The 25,204-nt window shown below is 77.1% G+C and carries 4 protein-coding genes; all 4 read left to right on the plus strand.

Going from position 1 to position 25,204, the window contains the following annotated elements; all coding sequences use genetic code 11:
• Positions 1-13: 13 nt before the first annotated feature.
• Genes KPF22_RS17310 through KPF22_RS17325 form a run of 4 tightly spaced genes read left to right on the plus strand, consistent with a single transcriptional unit; the run spans position 14 to position 25,167 of the window.
• The gene (locus KPF22_RS17310) at positions 14-1,183 is read left to right on the plus strand and encodes an SRPBCC family protein (RefSeq protein WP_208818549.1); all 1,170 of its coding nucleotides are present in this window, start codon (positions 14-16) and stop codon (positions 1,181-1,183) included.
• Positions 1,180-10,455, plus strand: coding sequence for a polyketide synthase (locus tag KPF22_RS17315; protein ID WP_224402695.1), 9,276 nt, complete (start codon positions 1,180-1,182; stop codon positions 10,453-10,455). Before KPF22_RS17310 ends, KPF22_RS17315 begins: the two co-directional genes overlap by 4 nt.
• Positions 10,452-19,061: an SDR family NAD(P)-dependent oxidoreductase gene (locus KPF22_RS17320; RefSeq protein ID WP_224402696.1), complete on the plus strand. Its 8,610-nt coding sequence runs from the start codon at positions 10,452-10,454 to the stop codon at positions 19,059-19,061. The genes KPF22_RS17315 and KPF22_RS17320 overlap by 4 nt, the downstream gene beginning before the upstream one ends.
• A 1-nt stretch (position 19,062) precedes the next feature.
• Positions 19,063-25,167: a type I polyketide synthase gene (locus KPF22_RS17325; RefSeq protein WP_224402697.1), complete on the plus strand. Its 6,105-nt coding sequence runs from the start codon at positions 19,063-19,065 to the stop codon at positions 25,165-25,167.
• Positions 25,168-25,204 lie beyond the last annotated feature (37 nt).

Genomic DNA, 25,204 nt, shown 5'->3' on the forward strand with positions numbered 1-25,204 from the left:
CGAGGAGCCCACGATGACCAGCGTCCCCAGCATGTTCGACCGGATCGGCGAGCAGGACCCCGACCGCGAGTACTTCGCCACCGGCGGTACCGGTCGCTCCCACGACTTCTACACCGGCGAGGAGCAGTTCCGCCGGGAGATGAAGGAGATCTACGGGCGCCGCTGGCTGCCCGTCGACCACGTCTCCCGGCTGAGCGACAAGGGCAGCTACACCACGCTCGACATCGGCACCGGGTCGATCCTGCTCCTCCACGGCGACGAGGGCGTCCGCGCATACCACAACTACTGCCGGCACCGGGGCTACAAGCTCGTCGAGGAGCCGAGCGGGCGGCGTCAGAGCATCGTCTGCCTCTACCACTGCTGGGTCTACGACCGGAACGGGGCGCTGAAGAGCCTCAACGGCACCTACCTGGACCACTTCTTCGACAAGGGCGAGAACGGCCTGATCCCGATCCGGACCGAGGTCCGCTTCGGCATGGTGTTCGTGAGCTTCTCCGACGACGCGCCGGACCTGGACGACGCGCTCGCCGAGTTCGGCGAGTTCGCCCGCGCCTACGAGCTGGCCGACCTGCAGGTCGTACAGGCCAAGGACTACCCGGTCGCCTCGAACTGGAAGCTGGTGGCGCACAACGTCAACGAGAGCCTGCACTTCCCGACCGCGCACAAGGACCTGCACCGCGTCACCGACTTCGACGACGCGGGCACCTACATGCTCGGTGGTGACCTCGTCGGTGCCTGGCAGGTCATCCGCGACGGCTACAACTCGGTGTCCTCGACCGGCCGCAGCGACCGCCGCCCCATCCCGTCGGTCCCCGAGGGCGATCTGCAGAAGATCAACTGGATCACGATCCTGCCGAACCTGCTCTTCGGGTTCACCGCGGACTACGTGATGGCGCAGTGGGTGTGGCCGGAGAGCCCCGGCACCTGCACCGTCCGCCACTTCTGGCTGTTCCACCCCTCGGAGACCGCGCGCCCGGACTTCTCCCACGAGGCGGTCTTCGCGCTGTGGGACAAGGCCAACCACGAGGACTGGGAACTGTGCGAACGCACCCACCGGGGGCTGTCGAACCCGTTGTGGAGCCCGGGACAGCTCTCGCTCGACGAGGAGGTCGTCTCCCAGATCGACGCCTGGGTCGCACGGGCGACCGACCCCGCCGCCGGGGGAACGGGGACCGCGACATGAGCGCCACCTGCCACCTCCTGGGCGGCACCCGGGTGCTGACCCGCTGCGGCGACGCGCTGCTCGCCGCCGGTGCGACCGTCCGCGGGGTGTTCAGCGACGACGCGCCGGTCCGTGCCTGGGCCGCGGAGCACGGGATCCCCTGCCGTCCCGCGTCGGACGACCTGGTCGCGGCACTGACCGCCGAGCCGGCCGACTTCCTGTTCAGCATCGTGAACCAGCGCGTCCTCCCCGCCGAGGTCCTCACGCTGCCGTCGATCGCGGCGGTCAACTTCCACGACGGGCCACTGCCCCGCTACGCCGGCAGCAACGTCGCGGCCTGGGCGGTGTTCGACGGCGCGCCCCGGCACGCGGTGACCTGGCACGTGATGGCCGACCGGGTCGACGCCGGACCGGTGCTGGCCGAGAGGTGGTTCCCGGTGCGCCCGCACTCGACCGGGCTGTCGCTCACCTGGGAGGCCACCGAGGCGGGGATCGCGCTGTTCGACGGGATCGTCGGGGACCTCGTCCGGCGGACACTGCCGACGCCGGTCGACGTCGGCGGCCGCGAACGACGGTTCCACCGCCGCGCGGCGCGGATGGACGACGGGCTCGTCCACCCCGGTACCCCGGCCGACCGGGCGGAACGGCTGGGCCGGGCGATGGACTTCGGGTCGTTCCCGAACCCGCTGGGCATCCCGGCCGTGCTCACCGGCGCCGGAGCCGTGCTGTGCCGGCAGCTGCGCGCCGTCCCGCGGGAGGTGCACCGGGCCGGACCGGCCGTCACCTCGGTGCTCCCCTCCTCCATCACCGTGGCCTGCACCGACGCCGACCTCGTGCTCTCGGACCTCACCGCGGCCGACGGCAGCAGACTGTCCGGGACCGCGGCCGCGCAGCGGCTGGGAGCCGTCGTGGGTGCGCCGCTGCCGCCCGTGGCCCCCGCGCGGCTCGCCGCCGTCACCGCGGCGCTCCGCGCGGTGCGCCCCCACGAGACCTGGTGGCGGGACCGGCTCGACGACATCCGCCCGCTGCCGCTCGCGGCCGACGACTTCTCCGCCGCGACGGCCCACTACGCGCGGCTCCCCCTGGCCGTCGTCCCCGCCGCCCCCGAGGAGACCGCGCTCGTCGAGCAGTCGCTGCTGCAGGTGTTGTCCCGGCGCACCGGCGCACCGGTCTTCGACGTGGCGTGGTCCACCACCGCCGCGCGGACGGCCGGCGAGGTCACCGCGCAGCTGGTCGCCGAACGCGTCCCGGTCCGCTGGGACGCCACGACCCCGTCGTCGTTCGAACGGGCCTGTGCCGAGGCGGACCAGCGGGTGGGCTACGCCGCGGACCTGGAGGTCCGGGCCGGGCTCGCGCCGCGCCCGCTCGGTTCGGACACACCGTCGTTCACCCGCGCCGCACTGCTGCGGCGGGAGCACGACCAGGACGCGTCCATCGACCCGGACACCGAGGTCGCGCTGGTGTCGGTGCCGGGGACGGCACCGCTGCTGTGCGTGCGGGCGACCTGGCTCGACGGCGCCGCGGCCCTGGACCTGGCCGAGGAGGTCGAGGAGGAGGCCCGTCGGGCTCTCGCGGGTACCGCACCGTCGCCCGCCGGCCTCGCCCCGGCCGCGCAGGCGGACCCCGCCCCGGACGCGGCTCCGGCTCCGGCTCCGGCAACCGTCCTGGAGCTGTTCGACGCCGCCGTGGCGGCCCACCCCGACGCGGACGCCGTGCTCTGCGGGGGACGCACCCTCACCTACACCGAGCTGGACCGGTGGGCCGACGCGGTCGCGGCCTCGCTGTACGAGGAGGGCGTCGGCCCCGGTGACATCGTCGCGGTCCTGTCCGAACGGGGTCCCGACCTGCTGCCCACCCTCCTCGGCGTGCTGCGCTGCGGGGCCGCGTTCCTCCCGCTCGACCCCGGGTTCCCCCGGGAGCGGCTGCGGCGCTACCTCGAGGTGGCCGGCGCGGGCCCGGTGCTGGTCGACGCGGCCTGCGAGGAACTCGGCCACGAGCTCGGCACCGTCCGCCGCATCGGCGACGACGACGGCCGGGTGCTGGCCGTGCCGCCCGCGGTGGACCCAGCCGACCTCGCCTACGTGCTGTTCACCAGCGGCTCGACCGGTGAGCCGAAGGGCGTCGAGATCGGGCACGCCGCGCTGGGCAACTTCCTGACCGGCATCGCCGGGGTGCTGGGCAGCGCACCGGGTGACCGGGTCCTCGCCCACACGACGACGGCGTTCGACATCTCGTTGCTGGAGCTGTTCCTGCCGCTGGCCACCGGTGGCTGCGTGGTGCTCGCGTCGCGCTCCGAGGCGGCGGACCCGGCGGCACTGGCCGGGCTGCTGGCCGGGGTCGACATCGCCCAGGCGACCCCCAGCCTGTGGCGGATCGTGCTGGACGACGGGTGGACCCCGCACCCCGGTCTGACGGTGCTGTCCGGTGGGGAGGCCCTCCCCCGGTCGGTCGCCGAACGCCTGCTGGGCGGCCGGGCGCTGTGGAACCTCTACGGCCCGACGGAGGCCACGATCTGGGTGACCTGCGCCCGGATCGACGACGCCGCCGTGATCGGTCTCGGGGCGCCGCTGCCGGGCATCGGGCTGCACGTGCTCGACGACGACCTCGAACCCGTCGCCCCCGGCGGCACCGGTCAGCTCCACCTGTCGGGCACCGGCCTGGCGCGCGGGTACGTGAACCGCCCGGAGCGCACCGCCGAGGTGTTCGTCCGCGACCCGCGCACCGGAACCCGGTACTACCGGACCGGTGACCTGGTCGCGCTGCACACCGACGGCCGTCTGGAGTGGCTCGGCCGGGCCGACGCGCAGGTCAAGATCCGGGGCTTCCGCATCGAGCCGTGCGAGATCGAGGCGGTCCTGGAGCGCCGGCCGACGGTCGGCGCGGCCGTGGTCGTGGCGGCGGCGTTCGAGGGTCGCGGCGAACCGCAGCTGACCGCCTACCTCACGACGACCGGGCCCTGCGACCGCGAGGAGCTGACCGCGGCGCTGCGCCGCGAGCTGCCCGGCTACATGGTCCCCGCCGCGTTCGTCCCGGTCGCGGAGCTCCCGCTCACCGGCAACGGCAAGGTCGACCGGGCGCGGCTGCCGGTCCCCACCCGCGACACCATCCTGCGGGCGGGCTCCGGGCAGCCGCCCGCCGGCGCCACGACGGACGACCCGGTCGCCGCGATCGGGGAGGTCCTCGGCGAGGTGCTGGGCATCACCGCCCTGGGGCCCACCGACAACTTCTTCGACCTCGGCGGCAACTCGGTCACGGTGGTCACCGCGGCCGCCGCGCTCACCCGCAGGCTGGGGTCCGAGGTGGGCCCGACCGGCATCCTCGCGACCGGCACCCCGGCACGGCTGGCCGCGCTCCTGGGCCGGACCGGCGCACCCCGGGAGCAGCAGGTCGCCGTCGCACCCACCCCGGTACCCGTCGCCGCGCCCTCCGGCCCGGCAGCGGTGCCCGCCCCCGCGTCCACCGGCCCGGCAGCGGCCGTGACGGAGCGCGCTCCGCACGAGGTGCCCCCGGCGCAGGGGCCGGCCGGCGACGAGCCGGTAGCCGTCGTCGGCATGGCCTGCCGGTTCCCCGGCGCGGCCACACCGGACGAGTTCTGGGCGGCCCTCACCGGGGGCCACGTCGCCATCGGCCCGGCCCCGGCCGGGCACCGGGGCTGGGACTCCCTGTGGTCCGACTCCGACGAGACGCGGGCCGGCTGGCTGGCCGACGTGGAGCTGTTCGACCCCGACCGCTTCGGCATGTCCGACCGCGAGGCCCGCCGCACCGACCCGTTGCAGCGGCTGCTGCTCACCGTCACCGCGGAGGCCGTGGAGTCCGCGGGGCACGACCCGGTCTCGCTCGGGCGCCGCACCGGGGTGTTCGTCGGGACCATCGCCGGCGACTTCGGCGAGCTCGTCGCCGCCGTCGACGGCCACACCGACCCGCACGCGGCGACCGGGTCGGCGATGGCGCTGCTGGCGAACCGGGTGTCGCACGTGTTCGACTGGACCGGGCCCAGCTTCTGCCTGGACACCGCCTGCTCCTCGTCGCTGGTCGCGCTGCACCAGGCCGTGCTGCAGCTGCGCGCCGGTCAGAGCGACGCCGCAGTGGTCGCGGCGGCCAACCTGATCCTCACACCCTCCAAGTCACGGTCGTTCGCGCGCAACGGGATGCTCTCGCCGCGCGGCCGCTGCCGGGCCTTCGACGAGGACGCCGACGGCTACGTGCGCGGCGAGGGTGCGGCCGCGATCGTCCTGAAGCGGTACTCCGACGCCGTCCGTGACGGGGACGCCGTGCTCGCCGTCGTCCGCGGCGTCGCGGTGAACCACACCGGCGCCGGGGCCGGGTTCCTCACCGCGCCCAGCGGCCCCGCGCAGACCGAGGTCGTCCGGGAGGCCCTGTCGGTCGCGGGGGTCGGCCCGCACGGGATCGGCTACGTCGAGGCCCACGGCACCGGGACCCGGCTCGGCGACCTGGTCGAGCTCGAGGCGCTCGGCGAGGCCCTCGGCCCCGCATCCGCGGGATCGATCCCGATCGGTTCGGTCAAGAGCAACGTCGGTCATCTGGAGCCCGCGGCCGGGCTCGCCGGTCTGATCAAGACCGTCCTGGCGCTGCAGGCAGGCACGGTCCCGGGGACCCCCGGGATCGAGACCCCCAACGCCCGGTTCCGGTTCGAGGCCTCCCCCCTGTTCGTGCCGGACCGGCCGGTGCCCTGGACCGGACCCCGGGTGGCGGGGGTGAGCAGCTTCGGGTTCGGCGGGGTGAACGCCCACGCGGTGCTCGCCGCCGTCCCGGCGCCCGCCCACGACGACCGCGGCCCGGGCCTGCTCGTGCTGTCCGCGGGCTCGGAGCGCGCGCTGCACCGCCTCGCGGAGCGGTTCCTGCTGTTCCTGCGGTCCGAGCACCGCCCGGGCCTGGCGGCGTTGTGCGCCACCGCCCTGCGCCGGCACCACCGCGCCCACCGGTTCGCCTGCGTCGTCGACTCGGCGGAGCAGCTGGAGGACAAGCTCATGCTGTTCCTGGCCGGGAACCGGGACAGCCGCTCCAGCCACACCGGGGTGGCACCGGCCGACCCGGCGTCGCCGCCGGAGCGGTTCGCGGTGCACGGCGACGACCGGGCGACCCTGGACGAGGCCGCGCGACGGTTCGTCGCCGGCGGCGCACCCGTGGTCACCGGCACCGCCCGGGCGGTGCGGATCCCGACCGTCCCGCTGGAGGAACGCAGGCTCTGGCTGGAGCGCCCCGCCGCGCGGGCGGCACGGCGCGGGGGCCAGGTCCATCCCGGCGCCGCCCTCGGAGCCGCCGCGTCGGTGTTCGGCGGGACACGGGACAGGGAGTGGGGCGAGCTGCCCGAGGCCGAGGGTCACGTCGTGCTGGGCGCACCGGTGCTGCCCGGCGCCGCCTACCCGCAGAAGGTCGCGGAGCTGCGGGGCGGACTGCCGTTCGCCCTGCAGGACATGACGTTCCGGGCGGTGGTCCGTCCGCCCACGCTCCTGTCCGCACGGCTCGCGGACGGGACCGTCCGGTTCCGCGACGGCGACGGGGTGCTGGTGTGCGACGCCCGGCTGCTCGACACCGTCCCGGCACGCACCACCGCCGCCGCACCGGCCACCGGCGCCTCGGCCGACATCGCCGCGTTCTACCGCGACCTGGAACGGCACGGCCTGGCCTACGGTGAGCGCTTCCGCTGCCTGCGCACGCTCGTCGTCGGCGACGGGGTCGCCACCGGCGAGCTCGCGCTCGACGGCGACGTCACCGGTGTGCTCGAGCCGACGCTGCTCGACGGAGCGTTCCAGGTCGCGCTCGCCGCCTGCGGGGCGCGGGGCCTCTACGTGCCGTTCTCGGTGCACCGGCTGACCGTCCACGGCCCGCTGCCGCCGCGCCTCACCGTGCACGCACAGCGGACCGACCGCGGGGCCGGGGACGACCGGACCGTCGTCGCCGACATCACCGTCCATGCCGACGGCGAGGTCCTGCTGCGGGCCGAACGGGTCACCTGGACCCGGCTCGCCGCGACGGCGGAAGCCCCGTCCGGCGACGACGCGGCCGGGTCGGCCGGGGACGGACCCGTCCGGAACGGGTCCCGGGCGGTGACCGCGTCACCGGCGACGAACGGGCACCCGGACCCGGCGCCGGCCGGCGGTGGGACGCAGCGCCCCGGCGCCGGCGGGCCGGACCTCGGGGCCGTCGTGGCGGAGTGGCTCGCCCGGGTGCTGGAGATCGACGCGGCCGAGGTCGAGCCCGACCGGCCGCTGCAGGAGCTCGGCCTGGACTCGATGCTGGCCGTCTCGGTCGCCCAGGACCTGCGTGACCGCCTCGGTGTGGACCTGCCGATGACGCTCGTGCTCGAGGTCGGCACGCTCGACGGCCTGGTGCGGGAGCTGACCGAGGTCTACGGCGTGACCTCGACTCCCGCCGGGGGGACCGACGACGGTTCCGCGACCGGGCCCGCCGCATCCGACGCCGTCCGACCGGGGACGGCCCCGGCACCGGACGTGCCGCCCCCGCCCGTGCCACGGGAGCCCGGGCCGCCGGCACCGGGGCCGGCCCCGGCGGCCCTCCACGCCGAGGACCGTGGGCGGCACGACCGGCCCGCCGACGACCGCGGCCTGCACGACATCGCGATCATCGGCGTCGACGGGGTGTTCCCCGGCGCCGGCGACGTCGACGGGCTCTGGGACGTGCTCGTCGAGGGCCGGGACTGCCTGACCGAGGTCCCCGCCGACCGCTGGAACCTCGACGAGTACTACGCGACCGACTCCACCCCCGGCACCGTGTACCTGCGCCGTGCGGGGTTCGTCGACGACCTGGAGGGCTTCGACGCGGCCTTCTTCCGGATCGCGCCGAGCGACGCCGGCTGGATGGACCCGCAGCAGCGCCACCTGATCCAGTCGGCGTGGCGGGCGCTGGAGGACGCCGGCCTGTCCGGACGGACCGCGGACACGACCGTCGGCGTCTACGTCGGGGCCAGCTACCAGCACTACCGCGACCAGGTCGTCGGCGACGTCGTCCAGACCGCCGCGGGGCTGGGCAACCACAACGCGATGCTCGCCAACCGCGTGAGCTGGTTCATGGACCTGCGCGGCCCGAGCATGACGATCGACACGCTCTGCTCGTCGTCGCTGGTCGCGCTGCACACCGCCGTCCGCAGCCTGCGCGAGGGCGAGTGCCGGGTGGCGCTCGTCGCCGGCGTGCACATGGCCCTGTCGCCGCAGTACTTCCAGCTCGGGTCCCGTCTGCGGTCGTTCTCGCCGACCGGTGGTTCGCGGGCGTTCGACGACGACGCCGACGGCTTCGTCCCCGGCGAGGGCGTCGTCACCGTCGTCCTGAAGCCGCTGCGCGACGCGCTCGCCGACGGCGACCCCGTCCACGGGGTGATCACCGGCACCGCGGTCAACCACGGCGGCCGGGCCGCCGGGGTGACGGTGCCGACCACCAACGCCCAGCGCGACGTCGTCACCGCCGCGCTGCGCGACGCCGGCGTCTCGCCCGACACCATCACCCTCGTCGAGGCCCACGGCACCGGTACGAGCCTGGGCGACCCCATCGAGATCGACGGTCTCACCCGGGCCTGGCGCCCCCACACCGGCCGTCACCAGTTCTGCGCCATCGGCTCGGTCAAGTCCAACATCGGCCACCTCGAACCCGCCGCGGGCCTCGCCGGGCTGGTCAAGGTGCTGCTCGCGTTCGACCGCGCGACGATCCCCGCCACCCTCCACCTCACCCGGCCCAACGACCACATCCGTTTCGAGAACACGCCCTTCTTCCCCGTCGTCGAGCCGATGCCGTGGCACCGCAGCGACGGCGCCCCCCGCCGGGCGGCGCTGTCCGCCTTCGGCATGGGCGGGGTGAACGCCCACGTCATCGTGGAGGAGCCACCGCTGCGCGGCGGACCCGCACGTCCGGCCGGGGAGCCGGCCGGGTCGCACGTGCTGCGGGTGACCGCGCCGACCGAGGAGGGGCTGCGTGCCGTCGCGGCCGGCTACGCCCACCACCTGCGCACCCGCCCCGGCGACCGGCTCGACGACGTCGCCCGCACCGCGAACACCGGGCGGGCCGGGCAACGGTGGCGGCGGCTGCTGCACGCCCGCGACCGGGACGGCATGGTCGCGGCGCTGGACGCCGTCGCCGACGGGACCGGGCCGGCGCCCGCCCCGGCCCGGCGCGCACCCACCCCGGTGACCTTCGCCTTCACCGGCCAGGGCGCCCAGTGGGCAGGCATGGCCCGCGCGCTGTGGCGGTCCGAACCCGTCTGCGCGGCCGTGCTCGACGAGTGCGCCGCCGCCCTGCGCGGCCACCTCGACGTGCCGTTGGAGACGCTGCTGGACCGCGACCCGCTCCTGGGGACCGACCACGCCCAGCCGGCGATCGTGGCGACCCAGGTCGCCCTGGTCACCCTGCTCGCCGCCTGGGGGGTGCGCCCCGACGCCGTCGTCGGGCACAGCGTCGGCGAGCTCACCGCCGCCTGGGCCGCCGGGGTGCTCGACCTGCCGGAGCTGCTGCGCGCCACCGCCCTGCGGGGGCGGCTGATGGCGTCCGCGCCCGGACCGGGGGCGATGGCCGTCGTCCGCGGCGGCCCCGACCTCACCCGGGCCGCGATCGCGGCCCACCCGGGGCTGGAGATCGCCGCCGACAACGGCCCGGGGGCGACGACGGTCACCGGTCCCGCCGACGCGGTGGCCGCCCTCCTCGCCTCCGGTGCCGTGCGGGCCACCGCGCTGCCCGTGGCCCACGCCTTCCACTCCGCGGCGATGGCCGGTGTCGTCGACCCGTTCGCCGAGCACCTCGCCGGTCTCGGGCTGCGGGCACCGTCGATCCCGTTCGCCTCGACCCTGACCGGCGGGCTGCACACGTCGCACACCGCCACCGACCCGGCGTCCTACGCCCGGGCGGTCCGTGCCCCGGTGCTGTTCGGGCAGGCGGCCGCGGAGCTCGACGCCCGGGTGCCGGAGGAGCAGACCCACGTCTGGTGGGAGATCGGTCCGCAGCCCGCGCTGCTGCCGTTGCTGCGCCGGATCGTCGCCCCGCGCGACGGCCGGACCCGGTTCCGCGCCACGCTGCGGCGCGACGAGGGCACGGCGCCGCTGCACCGCGCGCTGGCCGACCACCACGACGAGACCGACGCGGGCCTGGACCCGGCCGCCCACCACCGGGGCAAGCCGCACGTCACCGTCCGCATCCCGACCTACCCGTTCGCCCGTGTCCGGCACTCCGCCCTGCCCGGTGTGCCCCCGGTGGCCGCCCCGACCGACGGCGCCGCGGCGGCGGCCCGTCACCCCTTCCTCGACGGACGTTCCGGAGGCCTGGCGTCATGACCGACTCGGAGCTGCTCCAGCTCACCTTCACCGACGCCGACCCGCTCGTCGGCGACCACCGCAAGGACGGCCGGGCGCTGCTCCCGGCCGCCGTCCAGATCGAGCTGGCGCTCGTCGCGACGGGGGGCACCGCGTTGCGGGACGTGTCGTTCCGCAGGCCGGTCGTCCTCCCCCACGGCGGATCCGCGACGGTGCGGCTGGTCGGCTCCGGGGCCGCTCCGGGGACCGTGCGGCTGCACGCCGACGGCGTCGGCGGGCCGGTCGGCACGGCGACCCCCGCCGGCACCGTGACGGCCCCGGCCGCGGCGGCGCCACCCGCGGTCGACGGCACGGCCTGGGACCCGGAGCGGGTCTACGCGGCCTGGTCGGGAGCCGGGCTGGAGTACGGGCCGTCGTTCCGGACGCTGTCGTCGGTGGTCGTCGGTGACGGGGCGGCCGAGGCCGTGCTGCGCAGCGAGGACCGGCGACCGTGGATCGGGCACCCCCTGCTGCTCGACGGTGTCCTGCAGCTGTCCGCGCTGGTCCTCCAGGGAGCGACCGCACCCGACGACGTACGCCCGCTGTACCCGGTCGGCGTCGACCGGGTCGTGGTGCACACGCCGCTGCGGGGCCCGGAGGTGACCGTGCGCGCACGGTGTCCGGAGCCGGCCGGGGACGGGACGGGGCGGTGCGACGCGGTGGTCGTCGACCGGACCGGCCGGGTCGTGGCCGAGCTGCTCGGGCTGCGGATGCGCGCGGCGGTCGCGGCGACCGTGCCGCCGCAGCCGGCAGCGGTGCCGGAACCGGCGCCCGCGCCGATGCGGGCGCTGCGCTGGGTGCCGTCCGCGACCGCCCCGGCTCCCGCACCCGGCGGCCGCTGGGTGGTGCTGCACCCCGGGACCCCCGGATGCGCCGGAGCGTCGGCCGCCGACGCGTTGCGGTCGGCCGGGTCGCGGGTCGAGGAGGTCACGACGGGGGTCCCCGACGACGACGGCCTCGCCCGGCTCTGGGGCGATCCGGCCGCGGACGACCGCCCGGACGGGGTCGTGCTGGCCACCGCGACCGGGGATCCCACCGGTGACCGGGAGCGGGACCTGCTCGACACACTGCGGGTAGTCCGGTCGCTGACCGCCCGGCGCAGGCCGGGGCTGCGCCTCGTCGCGCTGACCGAGGGGGCCGCCGCGGCCGCGCCCGGGGACCGGCCCGACCCCGGCCGCGCGTCGGTCTGGGGGCTGCTGCGCACCGCGGCGATCGAGTACCCGGGCCTGTCGCTGCGGATGGTCGACACCGCGCCCGGTGGGGTCGTCACCGCCCCGGACCTGGGCGCGGGCCCGGCGGAGGGCGCGATCCGCGGCGACGCGCGGCTGAGCCCGGTCTGGGAGCCGCTGCCCGCCGGACCCGGCACACGCCTGCCGGTCCGGCCCGACGGCGCCTACCTCGTGCTCGGCGGGCACGGCGGGCTCGGGCTCGCGGTCGCGGAGCGGTTCGCCCGCGACGGTGCGGGCGAGATCCACCTGGTCAGCCGCTCGGGCGGGTCCCGGCTGGCCCCGTCGGCGACGGCCCCGATCACCGCCCACGGCGCGCTCGTGCGGTCCCACGCGATCGACGTCGGGGTCCCCGGCGCGCTCGCCGCGCTCGTCGCGGACCTGGGCGGACGGCCCCTGCGCGGCGTCGTCCACGCGGCCGGGGTGCTGCGCGACGGCCTCCTGCGGAGCGTCTCCGCCGAGGACCTGCGGGCGGTGGTCGCACCGAAGGCCGACGGCCTGCGCGAGCTCGTCGCCGCCGTCGCCGGGACCGAGCTGGACCTCGCCGTGCTGTTCGGCTCGGTGTCGGGTGCCTTCGGCAACCTCGGCCAGGCCGGGTACGCCGCCGCCAACGCCCACCTCGACGCCGCGGCACACCGGCTCGGCGCGCCCTGGACCAGCATCGACTGGGGTCTGTGGGGCGAGATCGGGATGGGGGTGGAGGTGGCCGACCGGCTGCGCCGCCGGGGCGTGCACCCGCTCGGCACCACCGAGGGCCTGGACGCGCTCACCGCCGCGGTCCTGTCCGGCGAACGGCAGGTGGTGGTGGCCCACCCGGACCGCGAACCCGGGGCCCCGGAGTTCGTTCCCGCCGCCGCACCCCCACCGGCCCGGACCGCGCCCGTCCGCTCCGCCCCGCCGTCGGGCTCCGGCCCGGCCGATCCGCTCACCGCCGAGGTCACCGCCGCGCTGGTCGCGCGGCTCGGCGCCGAGGACCTGGCCGCGGACACCGCGTTCGCCGAGTTCGGCATGGACTCGATCACGAGCGTGGAGCTGAGCGAGTCCCTCGGCAGGCGCTGGGACGTCGCACTGCCCCCCACCCTGTTCCTCGAGCATCCCGACGTCCGTGGGGTCGTCGCCGCGCTCCGCGACCGGCACGGTGTCGCCCCGGCCGGCGGGGAGCCCGGGCCGGTCCCCGCTCCGGCACCGGTCCCCGCCACCCCACCCGCCGCACCCGCGGCCGGGGGGCCCGTGCCGCGCGAGGTGCCCGACGGGGCGATCGCGGTCGTGGCGGTCTCGGGCGACCTGCCCGGCGCCGACGACCTCGACGGTCTCTGGGCGATGCTGCGCCGCGGCGACACCGCCTTCGGTCCGGTGCCGCCCGAGCGGTTCGACGTCGGCGAGGTGCTCCAGGACAGGGACACCGCCACCACCGGCACCTACTGCGGCACCGGCGCCTTCGTCCACGACATCGACCGGCTCGACCCCCGGTTCTTCGAGCTGGCCGTCCGCGAGGTCGCCGAGATGGACCCCCAGCAGAAGCTGCTGCTGGAGCACGCCTGGTCGGTCGTGCAGGAGGGCGGTGCCGCGGACCGGCGCGACGTCGGGGTGTTCGTCGGGGCCACCTACACCCACCACCGCGACGCGGCCGGCCTCGACCGGGTCGGTCCGCACACCGCGCTCGGCTCGATGAACGCACTGCTCGCCAACCGCATCTCCTACGCGCTGGACCTGACCGGGCCCTCGCAGACGGTCGACACACTGTGCTCGTCGTCGCTGGTCGCCCTGGAGCAGGCGGTGTCGGCGCTGCGGGCCGGCCGGTGCGGGACGGCGGTCGTCGCCGCCTGCCACGTCGGCCTGACCTCCTGGTACTACCGCAGCCTCAGCCGGCTCGGCGCGCTGTCGGCCGACCTGCCCCGCCCGTTCGACGCGGCAGCGGACGGCTTCGTCCCCGGCGAGGGTGCGGTGGCCGTCCTGCTCCGCCCCCTGGCCGACGCGCTCCGCGACGGCGACCACGTCCACGGCGTGATCCGGGGTGTCGCGACGAACCACGGCGGCCGGGCGGGCGCGTTGTCGGTGCCGCGCAGCGCCGCACAGGCCGACGTGCTGCGGGCCGCGCTCGCCGACGCGGGCGTCGACGCGTCGTCGGTGGACCTCGTCGAGACCCACGGCACGGCGACCCCGCTCGGCGACCCGATCGAGATCGCGGCGCTCGCCGAGGTGTTCGGCCCGGAGCGGGCCACCCCGGTGCTCCTCGGGGCGCTGAAGGGCAACATCGGCCACCTCGAACCGGCCAGCGGCCTCGCCTCCCTGGTCAAGGTCCTGCTGTGCCTGCGCCACGGCGAGATCCCGCCGGTCGCCGGGCACCGTGGGACCGGTGACCGGCTCCGGCTGCCGGAGGGGGTCCTGGCGATCCCCGCCGCACCGGCCGGCTGGGCCCCGGGCGACCGTCCGCGGCGGGCCGGGATCAGTGCCTTCGGCATGGGCGGCACGAACGCCCACGTCGTCGTCGAGGACTGGCCGGAGGCCACCGGGGCCGGGCACGACCCGGGCGCCGCCGGTGTCCTGCACCTGTCGGCGCACACGCCGCAGGCCCTGGACCGGCGGATCGCCGACCTGCTCACCGTGGTGCGCGCCGGCGCCGACCCCGGTGTGCTGTACACCGCGGCCGGGCAGGGCCGCAGGCACCTGGCCCTGCGGGTCGCGGTCGTCGCCCGCGGCGCCGACGAGCTGGCCGACGGGCTGCTCCGTGCCGCCGCCCGCGGCGCCGGGACCGTCGTCCACCCCGACGACACCGACGACACCGTCGCCGGTCTCGCCGGGGCCGCCCGGACCTGGGTCGCCGGCGGACCCCGCGGGCCCCTCGGGCCGGGCGCCGCCGACCGGCGGGCACCGTTGCCGCCCTACCCCTTCCGGACCCCGCGCCCGCAGCCGTCGACCGTCGCGCCGGACGCGGCCGGCGCCGCCGCGCTCATCGCCGGGCACGAGGTGTTCGGACGGCCCACGGTGCCCGCGGCGCTGCTGCTGTGCCTGGGGCTCGACCGGGCGCCGGTGCTGCGGGAGGTCTCGTTCCCCGCCCGCGGTACGGGCACCACCCGTCCCGAGCACGATCTCGACGACCTCGCCGACGGCGCGGTGGCGACCCTGCACCAGGACGGCCGCGTGATCGCGCGGCTCCGCCCGGAACCCGGACCGGTGCGGCCGCCCGCACCCGACGACACCCCGTGCCCGCGCGAGCTCGACCCCGCGGGGCTCTACGCCTGGTTCGACACCCACGGCACCCGCTACGCGCCGGCGCTGCGCCGCATCGGAGGCATCCGGCACGGGTCGGGTGCGGTGACCGCGGAGCTGCTGCCGGGCGACGGGTCGGCGGCCGACCGGGTCACCGCGGTCGACGCGGCGCTGCAGGCGATGGCGGTGCTGACCCTCGGGGACCCGGCGCTGTCCGACACCGCCCTGCTCCCGGTGGGCATCGCCCGGGTCGTCGCGACCGGTGACCCCGCCGACGCGGTCTCGGTCCGGCTGCGGTCACGGGGCTGGCACGACGGGACCCACGTCGCGGACGCCTGGCTGCTCGGCGCCGACGGGCCGGTCCTCGCCCTGGAGGGGATCCGGTTCCGGCCCGTGGCGGGGACCGGCGGACCGTCCCGGCCGGCGGACGCCCCCGACACGGCTCCCGGGTCGTCGCTCACCGCGGCCCGGCTCGTGGAGATCCTGCGCGGGGTCCTGGCCGACCCCTCCCTCACGGCGACGACACCGCTCTCCGCCGTGGGCATGGACTCGATGCTCGCCGGTGAGGTCGCCGCCGAGCTCGGCGCCGCCGGAGGGGCCCCGGTGTCGCCGGTCGAGGTCCTGGCCGCCCGCGACGGCCGCGCCCTCGCCGTCGCCCTCGGGCTCCCGGACGGGCCACCGTCCTCCGGGGACACGGATTGCGGGGACACGGCCGGAGCCGGGCACGAGGCGTCGCCGGTCGCCGACGCCGCACTCGTCGAGGCCGTGGAGGAGGCGGTGGCCCCCGCGGTCGCGGCCCGCCGCACGTTCCCCGACCGGCCCACCGGCGACCGGCACGACGTCGCCGTCATCGGCCTGGCGGGGGTCCTGCCCGGCGCCGACGACATCGACGGGCTGTGGCCGTTGCTGCGCGACGGGCGCGACGCCCTGCGCCCGGCGCCGTCGGAGCGGTGGGACCGCCACGACCGGCCGCTCGGCGGGTTCGTCGACGGGATCGCCGGCTTCGACGCGGGCCTGTTCGAGCTCCACCCGCGTCAGGCCCGCCTGCTCGACCCGCAGGCACGGTGGCTGCTGCGCACGGTGTGGCAGGCGTGGGAGTCCGCGGGCGTCGACCCGACCGCCGCTCCCCGGCGGACCGGGGTGTTCGTCGGCGCCAGCTACCAGCACTACCGCGAGTACAACGTGGACCGCGAGCTGGACGCCGCCGCGGGCCTGGGGAACCACAACGCGTTCCTGGCGAACCGGGTCAGCTGGTTCTTCGACCTGCACGGCCCCAGCCTCACCGTCGACACGCTCTGCTCGTCGTCCCTGGTCGCCCTGCACACCGCCGTCCGCAGCCTGCGTGACGGGGAGTGCGACCACGCCGTCGTCGCCGGGGTCCGGCTGGCGCTCTCACCGCTGCACTACACCGCGATGGGCAACCTGGGGGCGCTGTCCCCCAGCGGCTCCGCGCGCGCCTTCGACGACGACGCCGACGGCTTCGTCCCCGGCGAGGGCGTCGTCACCGTCGTCCTGAAGCCGCTGCGCGACGCGCTCGCCGACGGCGACCCCGTCCACGGGGTGATCACCGGCACCGCGGTCAACCACGGCGGCCGGACGTCCGGTCTCACCGTTCCGTCGGTGGCGGGCCAGCAGGAGGTGGTGACCGCGGCGCTGCAGGACGCCGGGGTCTCCCCCGACACCATCGGCTACCTCGAGGCCCACGGCACCGGGACCGCGCTGGGCGACCCCGTCGAGATCGACGCGCTGACCCGCGCGTGGACCCCGCACACCACCCGGCGCCAGTACTGCGCCATCGGCTCGGTGAAGACCAACATCGGCCACCTCGAGCCCGCCGCGGGCCTCGCCGGACTCGCCAAGATCCTCCTGGCTCTCCGCCACGACACCCTTCCCCCGACCCGGAACCTCCAGCGGCCCAACGACCGCATCCACTTCGAGCACACACCGTTCCACCCCGTCCTCACCCCCACCCCGTGGCACCGCAACGGCACCCCCCGCCGCGCCGCCCTCTCCGCCTTCGGCATGGGCGGCGTCAACGCCCACGTGATCGTCGAGGAACCGCCCGCGGGCGGGCCCCGCACACCGATCCCGGCCCGGGAGCACGCGCTGCGGATCTCCGCGGCGACCGAGGAGGGGGTGCGGCGGCTGGCCCGCGCCTACGCGGACCGGATCGGCGCCACCGGGGACGACACCGAGCTCGCCGACGTCGTGCACACCGCGAACACCGGCCGCGCCGAGCTCACCCGTCGGGCCGCCGTCGCCGGCCGGTCCGCGGCCGAGCTGCGGACCGGGCTGCTCGCGGTGGCCTCCGGCGCCGCCCCGGTGGTGTGCGGCGGCGCGGCGGCGCCGGCGGCGGCACCCGCGGGCCCGGACGACCTCGTGGCCGCGGCCCTGGCCGGTGCCGACGGGCTCGACTGGGCGGCGTTCTCCGCGCCGACCGCGCGGCGGACCACCGTGCCCGGCTACCCCTTCGCCGACGAGGCCCACTGGAACACCACCGGTGACCGGCCGCGGGACCCGGCGCCGCCCACGGTGGCGCGCCCGGTGTGGCGCGCGGGGTCCACCCCGCCGGGGCGGCCCCCGGTGGGCCTGGCCGTGCTCGTCGACGGCGGCGGGCCCGACCGGCAGGCCGCGCTGCTCGACCGGCTCGTCGCCGACGGCTGCGTCCCGGCCGACGGACTGTCCGCCGCGGACGCCGTGGTCGTGCTCGACGACCCCGGCTCCACCACGGCCGGGTTCTGGGATCGGCTGCGCGGCGTCGCCGCCGGGCTGCGGACCGGCGCGGTCTGTCTCTGGGTGCTGCACGACGCCGCGGCCGTCGGCCCGCACGAGGGGGCCGACCTGCGGCCGTGGGCGGTCGCCCGCGGCGCGGCGGTGCGCGCGGCCGCGGCGGAACGCCGCTGGTCCGCGGCCACCGTGGACATCCGGCGGGACGACACGGACGCCGTGGAACAGCTGCCCGCCGAGCTGTACGCGCTCGCGGCGGCCGGGCCGGGCGAGCCGGCCGAGCGGGCGCTGCGGGCCGGGACCCGGCTCCACCGCGACCACGAGCGCCTGGCGCAGCAGGCGCCCCGCGACGCCGACGCCTCCGGCTTCCACCTGGTCGTCGGAGGTCACGGCGCGGTGGGCCGGGAGCTCGTCGCCGCGCTGGCCGCACGCGGGGCCCGGGCGGTCGTCGTGGTCGGCCGGTCGGTCGTCGAGCCGCCCGCCGTCGCCGGGACGGAGGTGGCCTGCGCCCGCGCGGACGTGACCGACCCGTCCGGGCTCGACGCCGTCGTCGCCCGGTTCGCCGAGCGGTGGGGACCGCTGCGCGGGGTCGTGCACTGCTCCGGGGTCGTGAACCCGGTGGGTGCACTCACCCGCCGGAGCTCCGCCGACGCCGAACGGGTGCTCGCGCCCAAGACCACCGGATCCGATGCCGTCGTCGCGCTGGCCCGCCGGCACGGGGCACGCTGGGTCGCCCTGGCCTCCTCGGTGGCCGGGTGGCTGCCGGAGGCGGGCCGCGGTGTCGTCGACTACGCCGCCGCCAACGCCTACCAGCTCGCGCTGGCCGAACGGGAGGACACCCCCGCGCTGCGGGTGACCGCCCACGCCTGGCCCGACTGGACCGGCACCGGCATGGCCGCCGACCCCGCCTTCGCCGTGCGCCACTCGCTCACCCCGCAGCAGGGCCGGGCCGCGTTCGCCGCCTCGTTCGACCGCGGCGGCGCGGTCGTGGTCCTCGGCACCGCCGCGCAGCCCACCGCGGACGCACCGGCCCCGGCTCCGGCGTCCGCGGCACCCCGCGACCCGGGCCGGGCGCCGGACCCGGCCGGTCCGGCCGCGCCGGGCCGCGCGGCGGCGGCCGCGGCCGTGTCCGGTGCGTTCCACGCCGTCCTGGGCGAGGACCCCGGGGACGTCGCGATCGGCTCGCTCGGCCTCGACTCCATCACCGTCGCCGAGCTGACCGCGGCGATCGAGGCCCGCAGCGGCCGGTCACTGGACCCCTCGGTCCTGCTGCGGGCCCACACGGTCACCGACCTCGTCGCCGCCGTCGGCGGTACGGCACCCGGACCGGCCCCGGCGCCGCAGACGCCGGCGCCGGACGCGGCGGGCGACCTGCGCAGCCTGCTGAGCGACCTCGACGACCCTCGCACGGACGGGAAGGCCTGACATGACCGACCATCCGACCCACGACCTGGCCGTCATCGGACTGGCCGTCCGGCTCCCCGGGGCGGAGGACGTCACCGACCTGCGCGACTTCCTGACCGGGGACACCGTCACGGTGTCGCCGGTCCCGGCCGCGCGCTGGGCCCCGGAGCTGCTCCCGCGTCCGGATCTGCGGGGCGCGTTCCTGCAGGACCCGCACGCGTTCGACCACGAGGCGTTCGGGCTGTCCGCCGAGGACGCGGTCCGCATCGACCCGCAGCACCGGGTGATGCTGGAGGTCGGTGCCCGTGCGCTCGAGGAGTCCGGGTACCGGGGCCGCCGACGCCTGCGGGCGGGGGTCTTCGTCGGCAGCCGGATGAACGCCTACGGCTACGACGCGGGCACGCCCGGCCCGCAGGCCCCCGCCGGGCCCCCCGCCGCGACGCTGTGGGGCCGGTCCCAGAACTTCGCCGCGGCCTGGCTGGCCGACCGGCTCGACCTCGCGGGTCCGGCGCTGGTGGTCGACACGGCGTGCTCGTCGTCGCTGACCGCCCTGTGGCTGGCGTCCCTGAGCCTGCGCAGCGGTGACTGCGACCTGGCCGTGGTCGGCGGTGTGGACCTGCTCGTCGACCCCCTCACCTTCCGGCTGCTCGACGGGGCCGGTGCGCTCTCCGCCGACGGGCTGTGCCGCACGTTCGACCGCCGTGCCGACGGCTACGTGCCCGGGGAGGGCGCGGTGGCGCTGGTGCTGAAACCGCTGGCCGCGGCGCAGCGGGACGGTGACCGCGTGCTGGGGACCGTCGTGCACGTCGCCGCCAACAACGACGGCGCGACGATGGGGGTCACCACCCCGAACCTGGAGGCCCAGGTCGAGCTCCTCGACGAGGTCTACCGCCGGGTCGGCCCCGCCTCGGTGCAGATGGTCGAGACGCACGGCACCGGCACCGCCATCGGCGACCCGATCGAGGTCCGCGCCCTCACCGAGGTGTTCACCCGGCACGGGGCCGCGCCGGGCTCGGTCGCGCTGGGCTCGCTCAAGCGGCGCATCGGGCACCTGCACTCGGCCGCCGGTCTCGCCGGCCTGGCGGGGCTGCTCTGCGCGCTCGGCGACGGGGTCGTCCCCGGCGTGGGCGTCGAGCAGCCCAACCCGCGTCTGCAGATCGACGGCAGCCCGCTGCGGCTGACCGGGGCCGCCGAGACGTGGCCGGCCGTCCCGGTCCGCGGCGCCGGGCTGAGCGCGTTCGGGTTCGGCGGCACGAACGTGCACGCCGTGGTCACCGCGGCGACGCCCGCGCCGCCGCCGGCCGGCACCGGACCGTTCGTGCTCACGCTGTCCGCGCGGACCGACGACGGACTGCGCGAGCTGGCAGCCCAGTGGCTCGAGGCACTCCCCCGGTTCGGCGACGGACTCGACGACGCCTGCGCCACCAGCAGGCTGTCCCGGCCGCACCGCGCCGTGCGGGTCGCCGTCTGCGGCGACGACGCCGACGCACTCGGCGCAGCGCTGCGAGACACCCTGCTGCGCACCGGGCCGGGGCCCGCACCGCGGCAGGCCCCCGCGCCGTCGGTGCCGGGCGGCGACGCCGCGCGGTGGTTGCCCTGGCTGTCGGCGCACGTGCCGGCCGTGGCGCGTCTGGTGGACCGCTTCGTCGAGGCGACCGGGGACCCGGTCGACGGCTGGGGTGCCCGCCGGGCCGCTCTCTGCGGGGCGATCGCCTGGCCGGTCGCGCTGGTCGGCCTGGGGGCACCCGGCGCGGCGCTGCCCGCCGAGGGCCCGGGCTCCGCGGCCGCCGCCTTCGCACTGGGCGACGACCCGGACCCCACCGCGACGGTCGCGGCGCTGCTGACCGGCGGGAGCCCGATCGGCGGTCCCGGCCCCCTCGACGGCACGACCGGACCCGACGACCTCGTCCGGCGGCTCGACGCGGTCCTGGCCGCGCTGTACACCGACGGACACGACCTCGACTGGGCCGGCCATCGCGGCGGCCGCCCGTTCCGACGGGCCGACGTACCCGTCGCCCAGGCCGACGGACGGGTGCTGGACCTGCGGGAACCGCAGCGCTCGGCCGCGCCCGGCGGGCCGTTGCGGGTGCTGGAGCCGCAGGGTCCGGACGGATTCGCGTTCGAGCGTCTCCACGGCCCCGGTGAGACCGCGATCGCCCAGCACTCCGTGTTCGGGACCGCGATGCTGCCCGGGATGGCCTGGCTCGACCTGCTGCGGGCCGGGGCCGTCGCCGCGACCGGCGGCTTCGGCGGGCTGGCCGACCTGGTCTTCCACCGCCCGCTGCGCGCGCCCCACCCGGAGCTCGTGACGTGCCGGGCGACCGGCGACGGCGCGTTCGAGCTGCGCGGCCAGGACGGGCCGTACGCGCACGGGCGCTACGTCCCCGGCGCCGGGGGGTCGCCGGCCCGGCTGGACATCGCCCCCCTGCTGGGGACCTGCGGGCCGTTGCGGTCCGGCACGACGCTGTACCGCAGGCTGCGGGCGCTCGGCTACCGGCACGGCCGCTACTACCGCAACATCTCCTGGGTCGCCGCCGTCCCCGACGGCACGCTCGCCCGCATCGAGGGGACACGGCAGCGCCGCTGGAACGACGTCGAGGTCGAGCTGTTCCCGGGCCTCCTCGACAGCGTCACGATCGCCGCACTCGACCTCGACCACCCGATCGCCGGCCGGGCCGATGCACCGGTGTTCATCCCGCTGTCGATCGGCGCGGTGCAGGTGCACGGGTCGCTGGAGCGGGCCGCGTTCGTCCACACCCGGGTCGGCTTCTGGAACGAGGAGGCGTGCCGGGTCACCCAGACCGTCACCGACGACGAGGGCGAGGTCCTGCTCGTCCTGCGCGACATCTCCTCCAAGCGGGTGCCGCCCACGGCCTTCGCCCCGCAGGCCGACACGGAGGCGTCCGTGCGGACGGCCGACGGGCCCGCCCGGGCTCCGGCGGCCGCGCCGGCCCCGGCTCCGGTCACCGCGGGGGCCCCGGAGGCGGTCGGAGACCCGTCCGGCCCGGACGGGCGGCCGGCGCCCGTGGTGGTGCTGGACTGGTTCCTGGCCGAGACCGGACTCGGCCGGGACGCCGCGGACGAGGAGTTCCTCTCCGCGGGCTTCGACTCGGTGGGGCTGGTGGAGCTCAGCGAGCGTCTGTCCCGCGACCGGGACCTGTCGCTCTACCCGACGGTGTTCTTCGAGTTCCCGACCCCGCAGCGGTTCGCCGCGTTCCTGGCCGACGATGCGCCGGCACTGGTGCGCGCGCTGCGCGACGAGCGGCCCGTCACCCCCGGTGCCGGGACCGGCGGGACCGGGCGGCCCCCCGTCGCCGGGACGGCCCCACCCGCGGCCCCCGCCCGGACACCCTCGCCGGCGGCGACGCCGGAGACGGCACCCGCGGCGGCACCGCAGACACCACCCGCGGCGGCACCGGAGACAGCACCCGCGGCGGCAGCGGTGGCGGCACCGGCCGAACCGGATCCGGCCGGGCGGGCGGACCGGGACCGGGCGCGCGACGTCGCTGTGGTCGGGTTGGCTATCCGGGTGCCCGGCGCCTCGACACCCGAGCAGATGTGGCAGCTGCTGCGCGACGGGGTCGACACCGTCGACGGGCTCCCACCCGGACGGTGGACCGGCCACGACGGGGCCGGGCCCCGCGCGTCGTTCCTGCCCTCGATCGACCGGTTCGACCCGGCGCCGTTCCGCATCTCGCCGCGCGAGGCCCCGATGATCGACCCGCAGGCGCGGATCGTCTACGAGACGATCTGGGAGGCGCTGGAGGACGGTGGCCGGATCGGACCGCGCGCCGAGGGCAGCAGGACCGGACTCTGGATCGCCTACAGCCACGACCACTACCACGAGGAACGCGCCCGGCTGGGCGTCGGCGACGGCCGGGGGCTGGGCCTCGAGGCGATGATCCCGAACCGGTTCTCGCACCTGATGGACTGGACCGGGCCGAGCATGGTCGTCAACACCCTGTGCTCATCGGCCCTGGTCGCGCTGCACACCGCCCTGGCGCACCTGCGGTCCGGCGACATCGACACCGCCGTGGTCGCGGGGGTGCACGCCGCGATCAGCCCGGAGTACTTCACCTCGATGGGGGCGATGCGGGCCCTCTCCCCACGGGCCCGGTGCGCCGCCTTCGACGCCGAGGCCGACGGGTTCGTCCCCGGCGAGGGCGCCTCCGCGGTCGTGCTGCGCCGCGCGGGTGACGCCGCCGCCGAGGGCGACCGGGTCCGCGGACTCGTCATCGGCGCCGCTGTCAACCACGGCGGCCGCACGAGCCGCTACTCCGCCCCGAGCCCGACGGCCCAGCGCGACGTCATCACCGCGGCCCTGCGCGACGCCGCCGTGTCCCCCGACTCCATCTCGCTGGTCGAGGCGCACGGCACGGGCACCAGCCTGGGCGACCCGATCGAGATCGACGGGCTGACCCGGGCCTGGCGTCCGCACACCGACCGTCGCCAGTTCTGCGCCATCGGCTCGGTGAAGTCCAACATCGGCCACCTCGAACCCGCCGCCGGGCTGGCCGGGCTGGTCAAGGTCCTGCTCGCCCTCGAGCACGCGACGATCCCACCCACCCTGCACCTGACCAGGCCGAACGACCACATCCGGTTCGAGGACACGCCCTTCTTCCCCGCCGTCGACCCGCTGCCCTGGGACCGGGTCGACGGCAGGCCCCGCCGGGCGGCGCTGTCCGCCTTCGGCATGGGCGGGGTGAACGCCCACGTCGTGCTGGAGGAACCCGCCGTCGTCGACCGCGCTGCCGCCCCCGCCGGACGGAACCACGTGGTGACCGTGTCCGCGCCGACCGAGGACGCGGTGCGCGACCTCGCCGGCCGCTACGCCCGCACGGTCGCCGCCCTGCCCGGCGACGACGACCTCGCGGCCGTCGCGTGGACGGCCTGCGCGGGCCGGGCCCGTCAGCGTCACCGGGTGGCCGTGCACGGCACGACGCGCGCCGAGCTCGCCGCGCGTCTCGACGCCGTCGCCGCGACGGCTCCGGACGCGGCGCCGGTCGCCCGGGCCGGTACGGGAGCGGGCGGACCGCCCGTGTTCCTGTTCACCGGGCAGGGTTCGCAGTACCCGGGCATGGGGTCCGTGCTCTACCGCGACGAGCCGGTGTTCCGCGCGGCCGTCGACGACTGCGCGTCCCTGCTGGCGCCCTGGCTCACGGTCGGGCTGCACGACCTGCTGTTCCGCTCCGAGGCCCGGGTGCTGACCCGCACCGACCATGCGCAGGTCGCGATCGTCGCGGTCCAGGTGGGCCTGGTCCGGCTGCTGGACTCCTGGGGGATCCGCCCCGGGCACGTGATCGGGCACAGCGTCGGCGAGCTCACCGCCGCCTGGGCCGCGGGGTGCCTGGCCCTGCCCGAGCTCATGCGGGTCACCGCCAGCCGGGGACGGGCCATGCTCGACCAGCCGGCGACCGGCTCGATGGCCGTGGTGCACGCCGACCGGGCGACCGTCGCCGGGCTGCTGCGGGACCATCCGGAGCTGGAGATCGCCGCGCACAACGGCCCGTCCAACACCGCCGTCGCCGGACCGCGCGAGCGCGTCGCGGCCCTGCGGACGAGCCTCGCCGCCGCCGCCCGACCGGTCGCGGTGACGCCGCTGAGCGTCAGCCACGCCTTCCACTCGCGGGACATGGCGGGGGCGGTCCCGGCGCTGCGGGCCGAGCTCGCGACGGCGGGGCTGCGGCCGCCGGAGATCGGCTTCACCTCGACGGTGACCGGGACCCGGCACACCGACGCGACCGCGACCGACCCGCAGACCTGGGCCGACGGACTCGTGACCCCGGTGCTGTTCCACGAGGCGCTGTCGGAGGTGCACCGCACGGCCCCGGCCGGCTACTGGGAGATCGGGCCCCAGCCCGTGCTGGCCCGGCTGGCCGCGGACCTGGCCCCGCAGGCCGGGTTCGTGCGCTCGACCCTCGCGCGGGGACGCGACGACACCCTGCACCGCCACCTGTGCGACCACCACAACACCGCCGATCCCGAGGTCGACCCGGCGGGCGCGCCGCGGCGGCCCGGCCCCGGGATCGCGGACCTCCCGCGGTTCCCGTTCGCCCGGAGCCGCTACTGGGTCGGCGACGACATCGGACGACAGGAGCGAAAGCCGACCGATAGGACGAGCCTCTAGCGTCGACGCCCGGTTCCCCAGCGACCCCGGAGAGTGA

This window comes from Pseudonocardia sp. ICBG1034, from assembly GCF_020131375.1.
Lineage (GTDB): Bacteria > Actinomycetota > Actinomycetes > Mycobacteriales > Pseudonocardiaceae > Pseudonocardia > Pseudonocardia alni.

Excerpts from the sequence above, each read along its gene's own strand:
- KPF22_RS17320 (WP_224402696.1), top strand. The coding sequence starts at position 10,452 with ATGACCGACTCGGAGCTGCTCCAGCTCACCTTCACCGACGCCGACCCG.
- KPF22_RS17315 (WP_224402695.1), top strand. The coding sequence starts at position 1,180 with ATGAGCGCCACCTGCCACCTCCTGGGCGGCACCCGGGTGCTGACCCGC.
- KPF22_RS17310 (WP_208818549.1), top strand. The coding sequence starts at position 14 with ATGACCAGCGTCCCCAGCATGTTCGACCGGATCGGCGAGCAGGACCCC.
- KPF22_RS17325 (WP_224402697.1), top strand. The coding sequence starts at position 19,063 with ATGACCGACCATCCGACCCACGACCTGGCCGTCATCGGACTGGCCGTC.